Source organism: Moritella sp. Urea-trap-13, from assembly GCF_002836355.1.
GTDB lineage: Bacteria > Pseudomonadota > Gammaproteobacteria > Enterobacterales > Moritellaceae > Moritella.
Map to the genome: position 1 here is coordinate 697,091 of NZ_PJCA01000031.1, position 21,589 is coordinate 718,679.

At 39.1% G+C, this 21,589-nt stretch carries 17 protein-coding genes; 5 read left to right on the top strand and 12 right to left on the bottom strand.

Annotated elements, in window-relative coordinates; translation table 11 throughout:
* Positions 1-98 precede the first annotated feature (98 nt).
* From plsX to yceD, 3 genes are read right to left on the bottom strand one after another with little or no spacing between them, the layout of a single operon-like run.
* A complete protein-coding gene (gene plsX / locus CXF93_RS11125; RefSeq protein WP_101062585.1) occupies positions 99-1,112 on the bottom strand; it encodes a phosphate acyltransferase PlsX in 1,014 nt (337 codons plus the stop codon).
* 10 nt (positions 1,113-1,122) lie between these two features.
* The gene (gene rpmF / locus CXF93_RS11130; RefSeq protein WP_006033904.1) at positions 1,123-1,293 is read right to left on the bottom strand and encodes a 50S ribosomal protein L32; all 171 of its coding nucleotides are present in this window, start codon (positions 1,291-1,293) and stop codon (positions 1,123-1,125) included.
* 16 nt (positions 1,294-1,309) lie between these two features.
* Positions 1,310-1,858: a 23S rRNA accumulation protein YceD gene (gene yceD / locus CXF93_RS11135; protein WP_101063335.1), complete on the bottom strand. Its 549-nt coding sequence runs from the start codon at positions 1,856-1,858 to the stop codon at positions 1,310-1,312.
* Positions 1,859-1,962: 104 nt separating this feature from the next.
* Between yceD and CXF93_RS11140 the strand changes: the two genes are divergently transcribed.
* Positions 1,963-2,550: a nucleoside triphosphate pyrophosphatase gene (locus CXF93_RS11140; protein ID WP_101062586.1), complete on the top strand. Its 588-nt coding sequence runs from the start codon at positions 1,963-1,965 to the stop codon at positions 2,548-2,550.
* Positions 2,551-2,642: 92 nt separating this feature from the next.
* Here the strand turns inward: CXF93_RS11140 and rluC are convergent, their stop codons facing one another.
* Positions 2,643-3,596, bottom strand: coding sequence for a 23S rRNA pseudouridine(955/2504/2580) synthase RluC (gene rluC, locus CXF93_RS11145; protein WP_101062587.1), 954 nt, complete (start codon positions 3,594-3,596; stop codon positions 2,643-2,645).
* A 542-nt stretch (positions 3,597-4,138) separates the two neighbouring features.
* Between rluC and rne the strand changes: the two genes are divergently transcribed.
* Both rne and CXF93_RS11155 read left to right on the top strand, forming a co-directional pair.
* The gene (gene rne / locus CXF93_RS11150; protein ID WP_232784179.1) at positions 4,139-7,627 is read left to right on the top strand and encodes a ribonuclease E; all 3,489 of its coding nucleotides are present in this window, start codon (positions 4,139-4,141) and stop codon (positions 7,625-7,627) included.
* A gap of 158 nt (positions 7,628-7,785) precedes the next feature.
* The gene (locus CXF93_RS11155; RefSeq protein WP_101062588.1) at positions 7,786-9,345 is read left to right on the top strand and encodes a SulP family inorganic anion transporter; all 1,560 of its coding nucleotides are present in this window, start codon (positions 7,786-7,788) and stop codon (positions 9,343-9,345) included.
* Positions 9,346-9,477: 132 nt separating this feature from the next.
* Here the strand turns inward: CXF93_RS11155 and ihfA are convergent, their stop codons facing one another.
* The 8 genes from ihfA to thrS form a co-directional block, all read right to left on the bottom strand.
* Positions 9,478-9,771 carry an integration host factor subunit alpha gene (gene ihfA, locus CXF93_RS11160; RefSeq protein ID WP_017223241.1) on the bottom strand — a complete coding sequence of 98 codons (294 nt, stop codon included), beginning with the start codon at positions 9,769-9,771 and terminating at the stop codon, positions 9,478-9,480.
* A 3-nt stretch (positions 9,772-9,774) separates the two neighbouring features.
* Positions 9,775-12,162 carry a phenylalanine--tRNA ligase subunit beta gene (gene pheT, locus CXF93_RS11165; protein WP_101062589.1) on the bottom strand — a complete coding sequence of 796 codons (2,388 nt, stop codon included), beginning with the start codon at positions 12,160-12,162 and terminating at the stop codon, positions 9,775-9,777.
* A 14-nt stretch (positions 12,163-12,176) separates the two neighbouring features.
* Positions 12,177-13,160: a phenylalanine--tRNA ligase subunit alpha gene (gene pheS / locus CXF93_RS11170; protein ID WP_019439700.1), complete on the bottom strand. Its 984-nt coding sequence runs from the start codon at positions 13,158-13,160 to the stop codon at positions 12,177-12,179.
* Positions 13,161-13,250: 90 nt separating this feature from the next.
* The gene (locus CXF93_RS11175; RefSeq protein ID WP_101062590.1) at positions 13,251-16,139 is read right to left on the bottom strand and encodes an EAL domain-containing protein; all 2,889 of its coding nucleotides are present in this window, start codon (positions 16,137-16,139) and stop codon (positions 13,251-13,253) included.
* A 264-nt stretch (positions 16,140-16,403) separates the two neighbouring features.
* Entirely contained in the window at positions 16,404-16,760 is a 357-nt protein-coding gene (gene rplT / locus CXF93_RS11180) for a 50S ribosomal protein L20 (RefSeq protein ID WP_019439702.1), read from the bottom strand.
* 27 nt (positions 16,761-16,787) lie between these two features.
* Entirely contained in the window at positions 16,788-16,982 is a 195-nt protein-coding gene (rpmI, locus tag CXF93_RS11185) for a 50S ribosomal protein L35 (RefSeq protein ID WP_101062591.1), read from the bottom strand.
* 84 nt (positions 16,983-17,066) lie between these two features.
* Entirely contained in the window at positions 17,067-17,609 is a 543-nt protein-coding gene (gene infC / locus CXF93_RS11190; protein ID WP_101062592.1) for a translation initiation factor IF-3, read from the bottom strand.
* On the bottom strand, positions 17,606-19,540 hold the full coding sequence (thrS, locus tag CXF93_RS11195; protein WP_101062593.1) for a threonine--tRNA ligase: 1,935 nt from the start codon (positions 19,538-19,540) through the stop codon (positions 17,606-17,608). The genes infC and thrS overlap by 4 nt, the downstream gene beginning before the upstream one ends.
* A gap of 354 nt (positions 19,541-19,894) precedes the next feature.
* Here thrS and CXF93_RS11200 point away from each other — a divergent pair, with 354 nt between their 5' ends.
* Together CXF93_RS11200 and CXF93_RS11205 are read left to right on the top strand one after the other, a co-directional pair.
* Complete coding sequence (locus CXF93_RS11200; RefSeq protein ID WP_101062594.1) at positions 19,895-20,719, top strand: DUF2797 domain-containing protein; 825 nt, start codon at positions 19,895-19,897, stop codon at positions 20,717-20,719.
* Positions 20,720-21,027: 308 nt separating this feature from the next.
* Positions 21,028-21,483: an L-alanine exporter AlaE gene (locus CXF93_RS11205; RefSeq protein ID WP_101062595.1), complete on the top strand. Its 456-nt coding sequence runs from the start codon at positions 21,028-21,030 to the stop codon at positions 21,481-21,483.
* Positions 21,484-21,589: the final 106 nt, after the last annotated feature.

Consider the following 21,589-nt stretch of genomic DNA (forward strand, 5'->3'; position numbering starts at 1 on the left):
ATCAATTTGAAAATGAACTTATCTAACTAAAAAGTAATATGAGGATATCGATTGAATTTTTCAAGAGAGGAGGCAAATAAAATTATAAAAATTGAATCTTAATCAATAACATCAAGACTTGCGGATATTTTATTTACTAAACCGCTTTCAACTTCTTTTACAGCCTGTTCAATTGCAAACTCAAAGGCAACCTGTTCAGCATTACCATGACTCTTAATTACAATACCCGGTAATCCTAACAAAGTTGCTCCGTTATACTGGTCGGGTTTCAAACGTCTTAGACTGTTCATTATCAGTGGTTTGACCAATAATGATAACAATTTGGTTAATATGTTCTTATTTGATACAGATGTTAACTGAGAAATAACCAAGTCAACAACACCTTCACTTGTCTTAAGTGCAACATTGCCTGTAAAACCATCACAGACAATAACATCGGCTTTACCTGAGAAAATATCGTTACCTTCAATGAAACCAATATAGTTTAAATTATGATGTTTAGAAAGTAATTGAGCTGCATGTTTGACAAGATCATTACCTTTAATGTCTTCTTGGCCAACATTAAGCAATGCCACTCGAGGAGCTGGTATATTACCAACATGTTCCGCGAGTGCAGAGCCCATCAATGCAAATTGCAGTAATGCATCGGCATCACAACTCACATTGACACCTAAATCAAGCATATACACAGGCTGCATAGTCACAGAGGGTAATGTAGAAACAAGTGCGGGTCGATCAACAAAAGGAAGGACTTTAAGTAAATGTCGTGAAAGCACCATCAGTGCTCCGGTGTTACCAGCACTGACACACGCTTGTGCTTTGCCCTCACGAACAAGGTTCAATGCCATACGCATAGATGATTGCTTGAAATTTCGCAGCGCTAATGCTGGAGCAAGGTCCATGGGTATATCATCGAGACTAGGAATTATTGTATAACGAGATTTAATAGACGTAGAGGTATTCTGCAATAATGGGATTATTTCAGTTTCGTTACCGACAAGGTAAATAGAGAGGTTTTTATACTTTTTCAGTATATTGATTGCGGCGGGGATAGTGACATGGGGACCGAAATCGCCCCCCATGGCATCTAACGCAATTGTTAGATTAGGCAAAGTAAATAACTTATTTGTTAATTACTTTAACGCCTTTGTAGTAACCATCAGCTGTTACGTTGTGACGTAGGTGAGTTTCACCTGAAGTCACGTCAACAGTTGTAGCTGCTGCAGTTAGAGCGTCATGTGAACGACGTTGACCGCGGCGAGAGCGAGTTACTTTACTTTTTTGTACAGCCATTGGCCTATACTCCTGATTACTTGCGCTTTAATTCAGATAAAGCGGCAAATGGGTTGGGCTGCTCATCAGCAGGCTCGATTTCACCAAAACTCATGTCATTTGGATTCACTGAACAATCTTCCACTTCGTGCAAAGCAACAAGTGGTAAATTGATAATCACTTCATCTTCAATCAATGATATTTGATTTATTTCGCCATTTGCATCCAATTCAATGGGCTCATAAGCATCTGGCAGATCGTCGACCTGGGAATCATTTTTCACAGGACTATATCTAAATTCGGTTGCACAAGCTTGCGTAAATATCTCGCCACAGCGCTGACATTCAAGGTTAACAGTTAATGATACGCTACCCTGTATCACTATAAGACCTTGTTCATCTTTGCTGAACGATATTGATACATCTGCATCACTTGGTTCACCTGCCGTTGCATCCGTAATACGTTTCAACAGACTGCCTTCAACACGAGTGTTGAAATCCAATCTTTGTTGAGCAGTACGATAAGGATCAACAGTTACTGGTAGTTTTACCTTTTTCATAGGTTGCGGATAATATAGATTCATCATGTTAGAGTCAAAAGGAAAATGAAAAAAAATCAAAATTTCCTACAAAAATAGGTCAGTTGCCGTTAAAATCATCAAATAATTAAATAATTGATGATAGATAAACCATGAAACCTAAACTAATCCTTGCTTCAACATCGCCATTTCGTAAACAGATTTTAGAAAAACTAAACTGCCCTTTCGATACCTTCAACCCAAAAGTTGATGAAACCGTCAAGCCAAACGAAACGGCTGAAATGCTTGTATCACGCCTAGCACTAGAAAAAGCTCAATCTGCCAGTCGAGCGTATAGTAACTCAATATCCATCGGATCGGATCAGGTTTGTGTCATAAATAACAAAATAATAGGTAAACCTGGTAATTATGAAACAGCTTTTGCACAATTATCTGCCGTTTCTGCACAAAATATAACTTTTTACACAGGGCTTTCTGTTGTAAATCAATGCACAGGTCGTACAAATACGATAGTTGAAGAGTTTGTTGTACACTTTAGATCGTTGACCGATAGCCAAATTAGTTACTATCTTGAGACGGAGCAGCCTTATAATTGTGCTGGCAGCTTTATGTGTGAAGGGCTTGGTATCGCTTTATTTTCTAAATTAGAAGGCAAAGATCCGAATACCTTGATCGGATTACCTTTGATTAGTTTAGTGGAAATTCTACAAGAACAAGGTTACGACGTACTATCAAATTAAAATAATATATGACGAATACAACAAAGCCAGTATCAAGGATACTGGCTTTGTTTTTTAGCTAACGTATTAACACATATTAATGATGTCTATATTTAGCACTTTTTCATTTTTTCTAACGCTCTAACAAGTGCCATATCTAATGGTGCTTCAACTTCTTGTGTTTCTTCTGTGCCAGGGTTAAAGAACTGTAAGCGTGCAGCATGCAGGAACAAGCGCTTCAAGCCTAAGCCATTCATGTGTTGCGTGAAGCCTTTATCGCCATATTTATCGTCACAGGCAATCGGATGGCCCGCATGTAATGCGTGAACACGAATTTGATGCGTACGACCTGTAATAGGACTTGCTTGCACTAGCGTGCCATGTTCATAACGCTGTATGATGCTGAAACGAGTTTGAGATTCCTTACCTTCGCTGTCAACACGTACAAGTCGTTCACCTGAGCTTACTGTGTTCTTTAATAGTGGTGCATTTACAATTCGAGAACTGCGTGGCCATGCTCCAGCAACAAGTGCTTGGTAATCTTTTCTCATTGTTTTTAAACGCAGTTGCTCATGTAACGCTTTCAGCGTGCTACGTTTCTTAGCGACAAGTAAACAACCTGACGTATCACGATCTAAACGGTGAACTAATTCTAAGAATTTACTATCAGGACGGATCGCTCGTAATCCTTCAATAAGACCAAAGCTTAATCCACTACCGCCGTGTACAGCCATGCCAGATGGCTTGTTGATAACAATTAAATAGTTATCTTCATAGATGATTTGTGTTTCTAGCGCACGCACAGAATCTAAATTCGCTGATGGTGAAATAGCTTCAGTTTCAGATACACGTACTGGCGGTACACGTACAATATCATTTGGTTGCAGTTTATACTCAGGCTTAATTCTTCCTTTGTTCACTCTCACCTCACCTTTACGAATGATGCGGTAAATCATACTTTTTGGCACACCTTTTAATTTGGTGCGTAAAAAGTTATCAATGCGTTGGCCTTGATAATCTTCAGTAATAGTTACAAATTCTACTTTAGGTGAAATTTTATCGGTCATAATTATTCTATTGTCTAACTCAAAATGCGTTTAGGTATCAATTTGAAACATATTTCTAAATTGAATGGAAAGTTAACTTGCTATATTAATACAGGCAGTGGGATAATACCCTCTGTACTGCTAAAAAAATACAGCCAAGAGTGATAATGGCTTTAGTATATCTGCTAATTGAGGTAAATAATCATTTATTTATATCAATAATTACAGAATAACCAGGATGTCGTTATTCTTGCTGCGGATTTTTAGCATACATTTTGTATATAAGGTGTACGTTGATAGGGAGTTTCATTTATCCAGCAGGATACCGCCTCCCACTATATCAACTTCTATATAAATCACCTTTTCCAATGCAATTATACACGTTAGTTATTGATGGAATCTAATAAGTGCAGAAATAATCGTAAGACACTTGATCACATTTAGAGCATCTGACAGCGCCTTAATTTAAACAGCCGAGAGGTTGATTATCTTACAGACACAAGGCCTGATGTACATCTAACTAATTTATCCAAGCATGAAAATTAATTTATAAGAATAATAAAATGAAAAGAATGTTAATTAATGCAACTCAAAAAGAAGAGTTGCGCGTTGCGCTAGTTGATGGACAACGCCTTTACGATTTAGATATTGAAAGCCCAGGTCACGAACAAAAGAAAGCTAACATCTACAAAGGTAAAATTACTCGTGTAGAACCAAGTTTAGAAGCTGCTTTTGTTGATTATGGTGCAGACCGTCACGGTTTCCTTCCTCTTAAAGAAATCTCTCGCTCTTACTTCAAGCCAGGTTCTGGTAAGCAACGTGGACGTCCAAGCATTAAGGATGTTGTTGCTGAAGGCACTGAAGTTATTGTACAGATTGAAAAAGAAGAACGTGGCAATAAAGGTGCAGCATTAACTACATTCGTTAGTTTAGCTGGTAGTTACCTTGTTCTTATGCCAAACAACCCTCGCGCTGGCGGTATTTCTCGTCGCATTGAAGGTGATGAACGTACTGAATTAAAATCTGCACTTTCTACATTAGAATTACCAGAAGGCATGGGACTGATTGTTCGTACTGCTGGTGTTGGTAAATCTGCTGAAGAACTAGAGTGGGATCTTAAAGTACTTTTAAATCATTGGGGTGCAATCCAAGATAGTGCAAAAGACCGTCAAGGTACCTTCTTAATTCATCAAGAAAGTAATGTGATTGCACGTGCGATCCGTGACTATCTTCGTCGTGATATTGGCGAAATCCTAATTGATCATCCAAAAGCATTTGAAGAAGCAAAAAACCGCATCAAATTAATACGTCCAGACTTTATCGACCGTATTAAATTGTATCAAGGTGATGTGCCTTTATTCAATCATTATCAAATTGAAACTCAAATCGAATCAGCGTTCCAACGCGAAGTTCGCTTACCTTCAGGTGGCTCAATCGTAATTGATCCAACTGAAGCCTTAACTTCAATTGATATTAACTCTGCTCGTGCTACACGCGGTAGTGATATTGAAGAGACAGCGCTTACGACCAACCTAGAAGCTGCTGATGAAGTTGCACGTCAACTACGTCTTCGTGACCTTGGTGGTCTTGTTGTTATCGACTTTATCGATATGGGTCCAGTTAAAAACCAACGTGAAGTAGAAAATTGCTTACGTGATGCAGTACGTCAAGATCGCGCTCGCATTCAATTAGGCCGTATCTCTCGATTTGGTTTGATGGAAATGTCTCGTCAACGTATCCGCCCTTCTCTTGGTGAATCAAGCACGCATGTTTGCCCACGCTGTGATGGCCAAGGTACTATCCGTGATAATGAATCTTTAGCACTTTCTATTCTACGTTTAATCGAAGAAGAATCGCTTAAAGAAAATACCAATCACATTGTAGCGCAAGTACCAGTGCCAGTTGCTGCTTACTTACTAAATGAAAAACGTAATTCAATTCTTCGTTTAGAAAAACGCTATAAAGTTAAAAGTTTCATCATTCCAAATGAAAATCTACAAACACCTCATTTTGAAGTTTCTCGTGTTAAAGCGGATGATGATAACTCCGACTTAGCAAGTACTGATTTAGCACAACCTCGCGAATTTATCCGTTATGAACCAAAAGTAAATACCGAAACAGTTCAGCCGCTTGTGCAACAAATTAATACACCTGAAGCGAAAACGGTTAAACCAAGTCCTGTTGTTCAAAAAACAACACCAAATACAAAACCTCAAACGCCTGCAAAAGCTAAATCAGCTAAGCCTGCTATAGATAAGGAATCTGTATTTAGTCGTCTTGGTAAAGCAATTACAGGATTCTTTAGCAGCGAAGAAAAAGTTGTCGTTAAAGAAGTTGTTAAAGAAGCACCTAAAAAACCGGTAGCGGATAAAACGCCGAGTAACCGTAATAGCGAAGAACAGCGTAAACCACGTAATCGTCGTAATCGTAAGCCTCGTAATCCAGAAAATGTTGAGAATAAACAGCAAGACGTGAATAAAAAAGTCGATGTTGAAGTAAAACAGCATACTAAGTTCGAAGCAAAAGATGTAAAAGATGTAAAACCAAGTCAAGTGACTCCTATTGCTCCGGCTAAAGATGTAAAAGAAGAGACTAGCCCGCAAAATCAGGCTATGTTAACTGAACGTCGTCAACGCCGTAATATGCGCAAACAAGTGCGAGTGCATAACGAAGAGCAAACAAAAGTAGAGTCAGAACAGGTTGCTGTAGTGGCAGATGTTTCGGATAAGCCTAAGCATGATGAAAATACACCATCGCCTAAGCGTACTCGTCGTAGCCCTAGACATGCCAAAACTACTGATGTTCAAAAAACTGAGCACGTAGAAGAAGCTAAACCTGTTACTGTTGAAGCCGCTAAACCTGTTACTGCTGAAGTAGCTAAACCTGTTACGGCTGAAGCAGCTAAACCTGTTACTGCTGAAGTAGCTAAACCTGTTACTGCTGAAGTAGCTAAACCTGTTACGGCTGAAGCAGCTAAACCTGTTACTGCTGAAGTAGCTAAACCTGTTACTGCTGAAGTAGCTAGACCTGTTACTGCTGAAGTAGCTAAACCTGTTACGGCTAAAGCCGCTCGACCTGTTACGGCTAAAGCCGCTAGACCTGTTACTGCTGAAGCAACTAGACCTGTTACTGCTGAAGCAACTAGACCTGCTACTGCTGAAGCAGCTAAACCTGTTACGACTGAAGTAGCTAAACCTGTTATTACTGAAACAGCTAAACCTGTTACTGTTACGGCTAAAGCAGCTAGACCTGTAATGCATACAGCTGCTGCAGCTAAACCTGCAGCAGTAGTTGAAGATACAGCAGTAGTCGTAGCGCCAACAGCTAAAGCATCTGCAGAACGCGTAAAGATTGAAACTAAATCTGTAACGCGTCAAATGCATACGGCACCAGCAACACGTCCAGGCTCTGCACCAGTAGTTGTTGCAACACCCGTTGTTGCTGAAACACCAGTAGTTGTTGAAACACCAGTTGTTGCTGAAACGCCTGTTGTTGCTGAAACACCTGTTGTTGCTGAAACACCAGTTGTTGTTGAAACGCCTGTTGTTGCTGAAACACCAGTTGTTGTTGAAACGCCTGTTGTTGCTGAAACGCCTGTTGTTACTGAAACACCAGTTGTTGCTGAAACGCCAGTTGTTGTTGAAACGCCTGTTGTTGCTGAAACACCAGTTGTTGTTGAAACGCCTGTTGTTGCTGAAACGCCTGTTGTTGCTGAAACGCCTGTTGTTACTGAAACACCAGTTGTTGCTGAAACACCAGTTGTTGCTGAAACACCAGTTGTTGCTGAAACGCCAGTTGTTGCTGAAACGCCAGTTGCTTACAAAGCTATCGACGTAACATCAGTTGCTGCACTACAAGCACAAGGTACGACGTCTAAGAAAACAAACTTCACCGTTGCAATGGCGAAACCTCAACAGGTTGCACCATCAACAAGTAACTTTGTTGCTAAAGTTGGTGTTGTTCAACGCCCATCTGTTGATGTAGCGGCAGGACCTGGTGGTAGTCAATTTGCTTCATCTCAGAGTAAATCGCCAACCACATTAGCTAAATAATAACTATTATTAAACAATAACTATTAGCTAAATTAAAAGCCGCATAAAATGCGGCTTTTTTAGTATTTATTTTAATATTTTTTAATAACAGGATGATGTCAATTGGCATCATCCTGTTATTTTTTATTCATTAATGACAACTCGGTAACTTATAATTTATGTTTGAATTTCCAAAATATTCCATGGCATCAGTTAAGAATGATGTTTTATCTGGTCTAACCGTTGCACTGGCACTTGTGCCTGAAGCGGTTGCATTTGCTTTTGTAGCAGGTGTTGAGCCTCTAGTAGGCTTGTATGCTGCCTTTATGGTTGGTTTAATTACCGCTATCTTTGGTGGCCGCCCAGGTATGATCTCTGGTGCAACGGGTGCAATGGCAGTTGTCATGGTATCGCTCGTCGCAGACAATGGCGTACAATACTTATTTGCTGCCGTTGTTCTTGCTGGTTTACTGCAAGTACTTGCTGGCGTATTCAAACTCGGTAAATTCATTCGTATTGTACCGCACCCTGTGATGATGGGCTTTGTAAACGGCCTTGCCATTGTTATCTTCTTAGCACAATTAGGTCAATTCAAATTTATTGACGCTAACGGCGATCTTACTTGGTTACAAGGATCACAGCTATATTTAATGCTTGGTCTCGTTGCGCTGACAATGGCAATCATTCATTTCCTACCTAAGTTAACAAAAGCAGTGCCATCTTCGCTTGTTGCTATCGTGGCAGTAACACTAATTGTTTATTACATGGGCTTAGATACCCGTACCGTTGTTGATTTTGTTCGTTCTATGACTGGCGATGACAATGCAACGATCTCTGGCTCACTACCAACGTTCAGTATTCCAAGTGTGCCATTTACCCTTGAAACACTCTATATCATCCTGCCTTACTCATTAATCCTTGCTGCTGTTGGTCTTATTGAATCACTACTGACACTAACCGTTATTGATGAAATGACCGGTACACGTGGTAAAGGTAACAAAGAATGTGTTGCGCAAGGCGCATCAAACATCGTAAACGGTTTCTTTGGTGCTATGGGTGGTTGTGCAATGATTGGTCAATCAATGATCAACATTAATTCAGGTGGCCGTGGTCGTTTATCGGGTATTACAGCCGCTATTTCACTATTACTATTCATCCTATTCCTCTCATCACTTATTGAAGTTATCCCACTAGCTGCACTTGTTGGTGTTATGTTCATGGTTGTGATTGGTACATTTGAATGGGCAACCTTCCGTGTGATCCGTAAAATTCCTAAAGCAGATACCTTTGTTATTGTGCTGGTGACGGTTGTTACTGTGTTCACCGATTTAGCGGTTGCAGTTATCATCGGTGTTATCGTTTCTGCGTTACGTTTTGCATGGGAGCACGCATCACACATCAATACTGAGACTTCAACTGAAGAGTCAGGTAGTAAAGTATATAAAGTTAACGGTCCATTATTCTTCGGTTCTGTTAGCCACTTCTTAGACCTATTTGATACTGCTGGTGACCCACGAGATGTGATCATTGATTTTGCTAACTCACGTGTATGTGACCATTCTGCAATTGAAGCGATCGATACGCTTGCTGAGCGTTATGTTGCTGCAGGTAAAGTGTTACACCTTCGTCACCTTTCATTAGAGTGTAAGCAATTAATGAAGCGTGCAGGCGATATGATTGAAGTTAACTTAATTGACGATCCTGAGTACCATATTGCATCAGATAAACTAGACGGTTAATTCCTCTCACATCCGCCCTACTACTTGTAATTATGTTGTAGGGCGGAAAATATCTATCAATGTTATGAATATTATTTTATAGCAGGTATAAAAAAACCGGCATTAGCCGGTTTTTTATTATCTGATGAAACTCTAATCTTTTACGATAGTTTCTACTTTCGCTTTTAATTTCTGACCTGGTTTAAAAGTCACAACGCGACGAGCTGTAATTGGTATATCTTCACCTGTTTTAGGATTACGACCTGGTCGTTCCCCTTTATCACGTAGGTCAAAATTACCAAAACCAGATATTTTAACTTGTTCGTTAACTTCTAAAGATAAACGAATCTCTTCAAAGAAAGCTTCTACCATTTCTTTAGATTCACGTTTACTCAGACCAACATCGTTAAATAATGTTTCTGCAATATCAGCTTTGGTTAGTGCCATAAATTAATCCCTCAAGGATGCATTGAATTCAGATGAAATAGCTTCAACAATATTATTAACTGCTTCAGATATCTCTTTTTCTTCCAAGGTGCGTGATATATCTTGTAAGGTTAAGCTGATAGCGAGGCTCTTATGACCTTCCACAACACCTGTACCTTGGTATACATCAAACAAGTTTATGCCAACTAACTGATTCCCGCCAACTTTTTTGATAAAGTTCAGAACGTCACCAGCATTAACTGCGTCTTTAACGATCATAGCGATGTCACGACGGTTAGCAGGAAACTTAGAAACTTCAACAGCTTGCGGTAACTTGCGCGATGTTAATGTATCAAGTTCGATCTCTAGAATAATAGTTGAGCCATTAAGGCCTAACTTCTTCTCTAATGAAGGATGGATAGCACCAATATGACCAACAGAACGACCAGCATAGAAGATTTCAGCACTTTGACCAGGATGTAAACCAGGATGACTTGCACGTTTAAGCACAAACTCATCGGTATTACAGGTTTGGTCTAATAATGCATCTAAATCACCTTTAAGGTCGAAATAGTCTACAGCTTTACTTTCTTGAGCCCAAGATTCAGCATTCGCTGTACCAGCAATAATAGCTCCAAGCATAGGAACTTGTAGTACACCGTTTTCAACTGATTCATCTTTAATAAAAGTCAGACCAGTTTCAAATAAACGAATACGTTGTTGTTGACGTTTTTGGTTAGCTACAACAGCTTCAACCAAACCTGTAAACATACTTACACGCATTACAGACATCTCAATCGAAATTGGGTGCGGTAATGTTAGGTGGTCTGCTTCAGGGTGAAGTAAGAATTGACGTTTAGGATCTACAAAGCTATATGTAATTGCTTCTTGGAATCCACGGTCAACCATTAGGTCACGAATACGACGAACAGGTAATATTGCTTCGTTATGGTCAGTCATCTTCAATGGTGCAACAGGTGCAACATTTGGGATGTTGTTGTAACCAAATACACGGGCTACTTCTTCAATCAAATCTACTTCAACTTCGATGTCGAAACGGAATGATGGAGAAGTCACAGTCCATGTATCATTTTCAAACGTAGGTGCTAGACCTAATGTGTTTAAAATGTCAGTTACTTTCGCATCTTCAACGTGGAAACCAATTACTTTATCTAATTGATGACGACGTAAATTGATTGGCGCGTGTGTCGGTAACGTAGCTTCAGTTGTTACATCAACAACAGGTGCTACATCGCCACCACAAATTTCAACGATCAACTGTGTAGCACGTTCCATTGCTTGGTACTGCAGTTCAGAATCAACACCACGTTCAAAACGATGTGAAGAGTCTGTATGCAAGCCGTACGAACGAGCGCGACCAGTGATAGCTAACGGGCTAAAGAAAGCAGACTCAAGTAAGATAGAGTTTGTTGCTCCCGTTACGCCTGTCTTTTGACCACCGAAAATACCAGCGATTGCAATAGCGCCACTGTCATCAGCAATAACAAGTGTATTATCATTTAACTTAACTTCGTTACCATCAAGCAAGGTTAATTTTTCATCTTGGTTTGCAAGACGAACATTAATCCCACCAGTCAATGTAGCAAGGTCAAATGCATGCATAGGTTGACCAAGTTCTAACAATACGTAGTTAGTCACGTCAACAATTGGATCAATAGAACGAGTGCCGCAACGACGTAGACGTTCAACCATCCATAAAGGTGTAGTTGCGTTCATATCTAAGTTACTGATCACACGACCAAGGTAACGAGGACACTGCTCTGTCGCTTCAACAGAAACACTGACAGTTTCAGTACTAGTTTCTGTCGCATTGATCCATTCTGGAGCCGTTACAGCGATGTTATTTAACACACCCACTTCACGAGCAATACCAGCAATACTTAAGCAATCTGCGCGGTTAGGCGTTAGATCAACTTCGATAGTAACATCATCAAGACCAAGGAATTCACGAATACAAGTACCTGGAACTGCATCAGCCGGTAATTCAATGATACCGTCTGCTGATTCAGCCATACCCATTTCAGATTCAGAGCAAAGCATACCGAATGATGGTTGACCACGTAGTTTTGCTTTCTTAATTTTGAAGTCGCCTGGCAATACAGCACCAACAGTTGCAACTGCAACTTTAAGGCCTGCACGACAGTTAGATGCTCCGCAAACGATGTCGATTAACTCTTCAGCACCGATATCGATTTTAGTTACTTGTAATTTATCTGCATCTGGGTGCTGGCCACATTCTACAACGTGCCCTACAACGATACCCGTAAAATCACCAGCAACAGCATCAATGCCGTCTACTTCAAGGCCAGCCATCGTAATTTGATGCGCTAGCTCTTCATTTGTTAGACCTGGTTTAACCCAAGTTTGTAACCATTCATTACTGAATTTCATTATAGTGTCCTATCTTATTTAAACTGCTTGAGGAAACGTAAATCATTTTCGAAAAATGAACGTAAATCGTTAACGCCATAGCGAAGCATCGCTAAACGTTCAACACCCATACCAAAGGCAAAGCCAGAGTATTTCTCAGGGTCGATTCCAACAGACGTTAATACGTTAGGGTGAACCATGCCGCAGCCTAGTACTTCTAACCATTTACCGTTTTTGCCCATAACATCTACTTCAGCAGAAGTTTCTGTGAATGGGAAATAAGAAGGACGGAAACGAATTTCTAAATCTTCTTCAAAGAAGTTGTTTAGGAAATCGTGTAACACACCTTTCAGCTCGCTAAAGCTTACTTTTTCATCGACAAATAGACCTTCTACTTGATGGAACATTGGTGTGTGTGTTTGATCGTAATCATTACGGTAAACACGGCCTGGAGAGATGATACGAATAGGTGGTTTTTCAACTTCCATCGTACGGATCTGTACACCAGACGTTTGTGTTCTAAGTACTAATTTCGGATTAAAGTAAAATGTATCGTGATCAGCACGAGCAGGATGGTGCTCAGGGATATTCAATGCATCAAAGTTGTGATAATCATCTTCAACTTCAGGACCAGATTTAACAGCGAAACCTAATTCACCAAAAAATGATTCAATACGTTCGATAGTACGTGTTACAGGATGTAGACCACCGTTTAGGTTGGTACGACCTGGTGCAGTAACATCAATCATTTCTTCCGCTAATTTAGCATCTAGAACTGCTTGTTGGAATGCATCACGTTTCTCGTTAATGACTTTTTGAACTTCTTGTTTAGCAATGTTGATCGCTTGACCAGCTTTAGGTTTTTCTGCTGGAGGCAGTTTACCTAATGTTTTCATCTGTTCAGTCAAAATACCCTTTTTACCGAGGTACTCAACACGAACAGTGTCCAATGTTGCTAGATCAGTTGCGTTTGCTACGGCTTCTACGGCCTGTACTATTATTTCTTTGAGGTGTTGCATGTTTTTCTTATCACCCTGTTGGCAGGAAAAGTGAATAGATTCATTCAGTAATGGATGATTTTACTCAAAATTAAGCTTAAGCGCTAGTACTTAAACGGAATCAAGTTGTTCATTATCAACAAAATCGACTAAAAGTCGAGGTTTGGCTATTAAATAGCCTTGCACGTAATCAATGCCGATTTCTGATAAGATATTTTTGATGTTTTCATTTTCAACATATTCGGCGACAGTCTTAATATTAACCGCCCTAGCGATATCATTAAATGACTTAACCATAGTGTAATCAATGTGATCTGTTTCGATATTTTCGACAAATGCCCCATCAATTTTAAGTTGATCAATGGGTAATCGTTTAATGTAACTATATGAAGAAAAACCACTACCAAAATCATCCAGGCTAAAACGACATCCTAACGCTTTAAATTTATTCATGAACAAAATCGTTTGATCAAAATCCATAATTGCTTGGCTTTCTGTTATTTCAAAACACAATTTTTCAGGTGGAATACCGTATCTTAATATCGTATTTTCAATGTATGTGTGCATACTGCTATCTACTAAAGATTGGCCACATAAATTAATTGACGCAGAGCTAAGGTTGACCAGATGTGTTGGATTAGACGATAGCCACTGACAGTATGTTTTAACAACCCAACGATCTAACTGTGTCATAAAGTTATAGTTTTCAGCGGCGGCAATAAATTCACTCGGCGACTGTAAATTACCTTCTGCATCTCTTAAGCGAAGTAATATTTCATAACGATAACCTTCTTTGATATCAATTGATAATGGCATTATCGTTTGATATGCTAATTCAAATCTATCTTCATCTAACGCTTCACGTAATACCCCAATCCAACGCATTTCACGTTGATGGCCCAACATGACATCATTGCATTTACTATATACATGAATACGGTTACGTCCTTGTTCTTTTGCCGTAAAACAAGCTGTATCAGCGAGACTTAATGCTTGTGCAAAGTTCTCAATTGACTCATCTAGGATCACGATACCAATACTTACACCCAGCACAAAGTGACGACCTTTGTGTGTAAACCTAAAATTTTCAATGCCACAACGGATACTATCTGCGACTTCGAGTGCATCATCAAAGTTAGTGTGATTAAGCAGAATACCAAACTCATCACCACCAAGACGAGCCAATATGGCATTTTCGTCAAGGAATGATTTTACAATGAGCGTTATTTTCTTCAGTAATGAATCACCAATATCATGACCACATATATCATTAACCAATTTGAACTGGTCAAGGTCCATATACAGTAATATATTATCTTCAAGTACCGAGCGATTACTTTCCAATGACTCGCCAACCAGATTCTCAAAGTGTATACGATTAACTAATCCTGTGAGCTGATCATATTTAGCGATAGACTCAAGTTTTATTTCATGCTGTTTGCGCTTCGTCGTATTAACAAATGAGCCATCAATAACAGTGATGTCTGGTTGGACATTAAAACGCATATTAATTTCACCATGAAATACTTCGCCATAGCGGTCATATCCAGACATCTCTATGCTGTTAACCTCGCCTTCAATACGTAAAGTCTCGATTATTTTTTCACGCTGGCAAGGGTCTGAATAGAATTCATCAGCTTTGAAATGACCCGATTTATTCATGTCTTCAAGATTAATAAACCCTAACATTCGACACATCGACTGATTAATCGCTAAAATATTGCCTTCAATTGATGTAGTAAACATACCTTCTGCGGCATTTTGAAACACGCTGTAATAACGCTCATTAACCGATGTAATTTGCTTCTCAATGTCTTTTTTTACGACTCTGTCATGTGCCATTTGCTTGGCGAAATTCCAGCATAAATAAACCAATATGATTAATGCTGAACATGCTGAAATATAATCAACAAACTCAAAGTCGCCGAGGACACCGAAACGCGTTAAAATGTGTATATCGATACCGAGTATAAAATATACCAACGACAGTACATAGAAACGGACATCTTTAGATTCGTCACGAATAAAAAATAAGCCACATACGATCGATAATAATGTAATGCCCAACGCCAAAACAGACACTAATATAATACCCGCTTTAAATGAAAAGAATAACGGACTTAAAATAACAATAACGGAGTAAACAATTAATGTTTTAATAGATAGTGAGAACCAAGCACGGTATCTTAATTTCAGCAGTTGTTGTGCAAATAAACTCAGATTTAATCCAATAACCCCCATTAACACCACAATTATCGAATCATAATGTTGCGCTATAACATCGACTTTATAGGCAAACCCAAAACCTTCTATTATCCATACAACTGATAAATAACAAATTATAAATGCGATATATTGAATCAATCGGGCTTCGTGAAGATGAATATACAAAAACGTCAAGTAACATATCATCATCAAGAATAAGCCAATAAACATACCAACCATTAATTTATGTTGAGATTGTTCATCGATAAAATCGTTAGCGTTCCAAATTGTTAACGGTGTTTGTAAGAATGCACTTGTTTTAAGACGTATAAAGTAATGCATGGTTTCACCAGCACCGATCTTAAACCCTGTCGCGAATGTTACATTAGACATATTATCGTTATCTTGACGACGAGTACCTAGGCTTTTTGCAATCGTACTACCATCATCAGCAATCAAATATAGATCTATGTTATCTAATAACGAATCACCAAAATCGATAATGAGGTATTTCTCAATGCCCGCTTTATTTATGACCTCGCCTTTAAACCAAAAAGCACTCTCTGAGAATCCAAAGTTAAAATGAGCTTGATTACTGTTAACCCACGGGACAGCAGACGGTCTCTGTGACAAATAATCAAAACTATATGAATTGGTTTTATCTTCAACGTATTTTGATGTTAAGCCAAGGCGACCAACTTCAAAATTAGAATCGATGACGATTCCTTCTGCTTTTGCAAACGTAGTATTTAAACTAAGAACGGTGATCAGGAGTAAAGATAATAAATAATGCATGAATTTGAATATCTATCTAAAAATTATTTTAAATTGGTAAATTGATATTACAGAAAAGCATTATGCAAGTATATAGAAGGCTTTGTAGACAGGTAGTTATCGCTATTTTATAGCTCGCTCGTATTAATTATTTATAGGTAGTCGTATTGGCTAGTTGTGGTATTAGTACTAGTTCGTGGTAGATAGTTGGTATGAAGTTCAGATGCCAGATGCTAAAAAAGGAGACCGAGGTCTCCTTTTGATAACTGCTACTTAATTAAAAAATTAAGCAACTGCTTCTTTTGCTTTATTTACTAGTACAGTAAATGCCGCTTTATCGAATACAGCAATGTCTGCTAAGATCTTACGATCGATTTCAATAGAGGCGTGTTTAAGGCCATTAATGAAACGGCTGTAAGACATACCATTTTGACGTGCAGCAGCGTTAATACGTGTAATCCATAATTGACGGAATTGACGTTTACGTTGACGACGGTCACGGTAAGCATATTGACCAGCTTTAGTAACTGCTTGGAAGGCAACACGATAAACTCGTGAACGAGCTCCGTAATAACCTTTAGCTTGTTTTAAGACTTTCTTGTGACGAGCACGTGCAACAACACCGCGTTTAACTCTAGGCATAACTAATTTCCTCTTTTATATCTAAAATTAAGCGTATGGAAGCATACGTTTAACAGATGCTACATCAGATGCTGCAACCATTTGCGTACCACGAAGGTGACGTTTACGTTTAGTGCTCTTCTTGGTCAAAATATGACGTAGGTGAGACTGTTTGCGTTTAAAACCATTAGCGGTTTTTTTAAAGCGCTTTGCAGCGCCTTTATTCGATTTCAACTTAGGCATTATAACTCCGCATTGTTGAATATTAATGAATAATAATAAGGCGAGCACAAGTGTTTACACACTCATACTACTTGGAAGCACCTACTATTTCTTTTTTGGGGCTAACACCATTACAGCTTGACGACCTTCCATTTTCGGGAAAGCCTCCACGACTGCAATTTCTTTTAGATCGTCTTTAATACGATTCAAAAGATCAAAGCCTAAGCTCTGGTGCGCCATTTCTCGACCTCGGAAACGCAGCGTAATTTTTGCTTTGTTACCTTCTTCGAGGAAGCGAGTCAGGTTGCGTAGTTTTACCTGATAATCGCCAGTGTCAGTTCCAGGACGGAATTTTATTTCCTTAACCTGAACCCGAATTTGCTTTTTCTTCTGCTCTTTAACAGACTTACTTTTCTCGTATATAAATTTACCGTAATCCATTATACGGCAAACAGGAGGCTCGGCATTCGGGCTAATCTCTACAAGATCTAGACTTAGTTCTTCTGCTTTAGCAAGAGCGTCACCTATAGATACGATTCCAATTACTTCACCGTCAGCACCGTTTAAGCGACATTCAGGTATACGAATTTCTTCATTTATACGATGTTGTCTGGTCGTCTGTTGTTGACCTTTTTTTCCGCCTTTTATAACGAATCCTCCAAAGTTGTTTTACCGCGGCTATTGATTTCGGTTTGTAATTTACTAATAAAGTCATCTAACTTCATAGTACCTAAATCAACGCCCTTACGAGTACGTACTGCAATTTCTCCTGACTCGACTTCTTTATCGCCGATAACCAAAAGATAAGGCACACGTTTCAAAGTATGTTCGCGGATTTTAAAGCCTATCTTCTCATTTCTCAAGTCTAATTTTGCTCTAATGCCTATTTTCTTCATTTTTTCTACAAATTCTGTAGCAAAAACAGCCTGTTTGTCTGTAATGTTCATTACAACAGCTTGAACAGGTGATATCCAAGTAGGGAAAAGACCGGCATATTCTTCAATTAGAATACCGATGAAGCGCTCAAGAGACCCTAAAATCGCTCGGTGAATCATAACAGGCGTATCACGACCGTTATTTTCACACACATATTCAGCACCTAATTTCTCAGGCATTGAGAAGTCTAGCTGAATTGTACCACATTGCCATGCACGATCTAAACAGTCATGTAGGGTAAATTCAATTTTAGGTCCGTAAAACGCACCCTCGCCTTCTTGTATATCATAGCTTAGGCCACTTGCCGTTAATGCATCAGCAAGTGCTTTTTCTGATTTGTCCCAAGTTTCGTCACTACCTACACGATTTTCAGGGCGTGTTGACAGCTTAATTTCGATATCTTTGAAACCAAATGTTGCATACGTTTCGAAAACCATCTTGATACAGTCAGATACTTCTTGTTGTATTTGGTCTTCAGTACAGAAGATGTGTGCATCATCCTGTGTAAAGCCACGTACGCGCATCAAACCATGTAACGAGCCTGATGGTTCATTACGGTGACATGAGCCAAACTCAGCCATACGTAATGGTAAATCACGGTAAGATTTTAAACCTTGGTTATAAATCTGTACGTGACCAGGACAGTTCATTGGTTTAATCGCGTATTCGCGGTTTTCCGAATGAGTACAGAACATACCGTCTGCATATTTGTCCCAGTGACCTGATTTTTCCCATAAGCTACGGTCCATAATTTGTGGACCTTTCACTTCTTGGTAATTAAAGTCACGAAGCTTTTCACGAATGAAGGTTTCTAACTCACGGAAAATCGTCCAACCATCGTTATGCCAGAACACCATACCTGGTGCATCTTCTTGCATATGGTAAAGATCAAGTTGCTTACCAATTTTACGGTGATCACGTTTCTCTGCTTCAACAAGGCGTTGTAGGTATTCTTTAAGCTCTTTCTTATCTGTCCAAGCTGTACCATAAACACGTTGTAACATCTTGTTGTCAGAGTTTCCGCGCCAGTATGCACCAGCAACAGACATTAATTTAAAATGCTGGCAATGCTTCATTACTGGTACGTGTGGACCACGACACATATCGATGTATTCTTCATGGTGATATAAAGCAGGCGTTTCATCTCGACCGATGTTCTCGTCTAAGATAGCTACTTTATAAGTTTCACCACGTGCTTCAAACGTATCACGCGCTTCTTGCCAAGATACAACTTTCTTAATTACTTGATAGTTGGTCTTAACCAGTTTAGTCATGTGCTTTTCTAGTTTAGCTAAATCAGCTTCACTAATTGGTTCTTCCATTTCGACGTCATAATAGAAGCCTTTATCAATGGTAGGACCAATAGCCATCTTGGTGTTTGGCCATAATTGCTTAATAGCATGACCAAGTAAATGCGCACAAGAGTGACGTAAGATCTCTAGACCATCGGCATCTTTAGAAGTAATGATTTCAATTGCAGCGTCTTCAGTGATCAGGTCACATGCGTCAACACGTTCACCATTAATGCGGCCAGCGATACACGCTTTAGCAAGACCAGAACTGATATCTGCGGCAACTTCCATAATCGATACTGGATTGTCAAATTGACGCTGAGCGCCATCTGGAAGAGTAATAACAGGCATTTTATATCCTTGTGCAGTGATGCTGCCTACGATGCAGCGTTTGCATAAATTATGGTGTGAGTAGCACACCAAGTGATAATGTTCAGTGAAGTGTTAAGTACAAATAACTAACACCCACTAATAAACTGAAATTTGAGTTAAACGTTCTGTCATCGAAAAACAAAATTGTCAGCGAATGATCAAAAGTAAAACTATAACTAGAAAGAAATTTCAGACCCAGTATTATATAGAATTACATTATAATTACACGGCTTTTGTTGAACTTGCATGAATTTATCCGGTTAAATAAGAATAAATCCGTAAATTAACATCGCGACTAAGCCCAATAATTTCACCAGCAATGGAATACTCAAAATGTCATACACAGGCCATATCAGTAAAATGGTTTCAACTCTTAATGCAGATAGCAGTGTGAGTTACCAGTTACCACTCGACGATACGCTCATTTCGTTAAACGAATTTATCGGTAAATCACTGACTCTGACGCACACCGGCAATATACATTGCTCAAATTGCGGTAAGAAAACCAAGAAAAGCTATTCACAGGGTCACTGCTTTGTTTGTACACGCAAGCTAGCGAGTTGTGACATGTGCATCATGAAGCCAGAAACATGCCATTATGAGCACGGTACGTGCCGTCAACCAGAGTGGGCTGATGATTTCTGTATGACTGACCATTATGTGTACCTTTCAAATACATCAGCATTAAAGGTCGGTATTACGCGCCACACACAACTGCCAACACGTTGGATTGATCAAGGAGCCACACAGGGCCTACCTATATTCAAAGTTAAGACTCGCCTGATATCAGGGTTAGTTGAAACTGCATTAGCTGAATTCATTGGTGATAAAACTAATTGGCGTACCATGCTTAAAGGTGAAAATGCAGACCTTGATTTAAAAGCCGAAGCTGCTCGCTTAATGCCTTTAATAGAAGAGCAATTAGGTAATATCGAAATGATGTATGGTTTGGATGCAATTGAAGAGCTTGAAGAAGAAATAGTGACTATTAATTACCCTGTCACGCAGCATCCAATCAAAATTGTGTCGCACAACTTTGATAAAGAGCCGGTTGTATCAGGTATATTGCAAGGCATTAAAGGCCAATACCTGTTTTTTGATACGGGTGTTATCAATATCCGTAAATTCAGCAGCTATGAAATTACCTTAACAGCTTAATTACCTGACCCACCTGTCAATAAGTAATTCCAACTTACGAGATACTGGCCACCAACTTCGGCCAGTAATTTGAACCTTATCACATTAATTCACATCGTCTTTTGTAGCCCCCAGCATTAACTCTCAATTTTTCATTCATTCCCAGTATTTAATATATAAAAAACTCAAAAACAAACAAAACTATAGCGATTAAAACTGCTTAATACGTGATTTAATACCCACATATCCCGCTTATAGTTAAACATCCAGTTTATAGGTGATGGATTAGTTGATTATAATGATACATTAACCTAATTGGAGATAAGCAAGTGCAAGTTAAAACCCCTTTCTGCGTACGTAATGCCGCAGCTGATACATTCGCAATGGTAGTATTTAGTTTTGTTGTGGGAATGTTGATTGAGATTTTTGTCTCTGGGATGTCGTTTGAACGATCTTTAGCTTCTCGTGTAGTTTCAATCCCGGTGAACATCGCGATCGCATACCCTTATGGTTTGTATCGCGACTATATTATTAAGACCGGTGCTAGATTAGTTAAGAATAAACTAACCAAGCAGTTTGGTGATACGTTTGCGTATGTCTCTTTCCAATCACCTGTTTACGCATTAATTTTATTATCTGTCGGTGCTGACTTCGCTCAGATCGTAACAGCGGTATCAAGTAATGCGGTTGTATCTTGTTTTGTTGGTGTGTTTTATGGCCAGTTCCTTGATTTATGTCGCAAGCTATTTCGCGTACCAGGTTACAACGCCAGTATTAGTGCTTAATAAGTGCTAGCTATTACTTCAGTAACAGCAAAAAATAAATCAACAAAGGCGCAGATAATGCGCCTTTATTATTTTTATGCTTCTATATAACGATAATACTAACTAA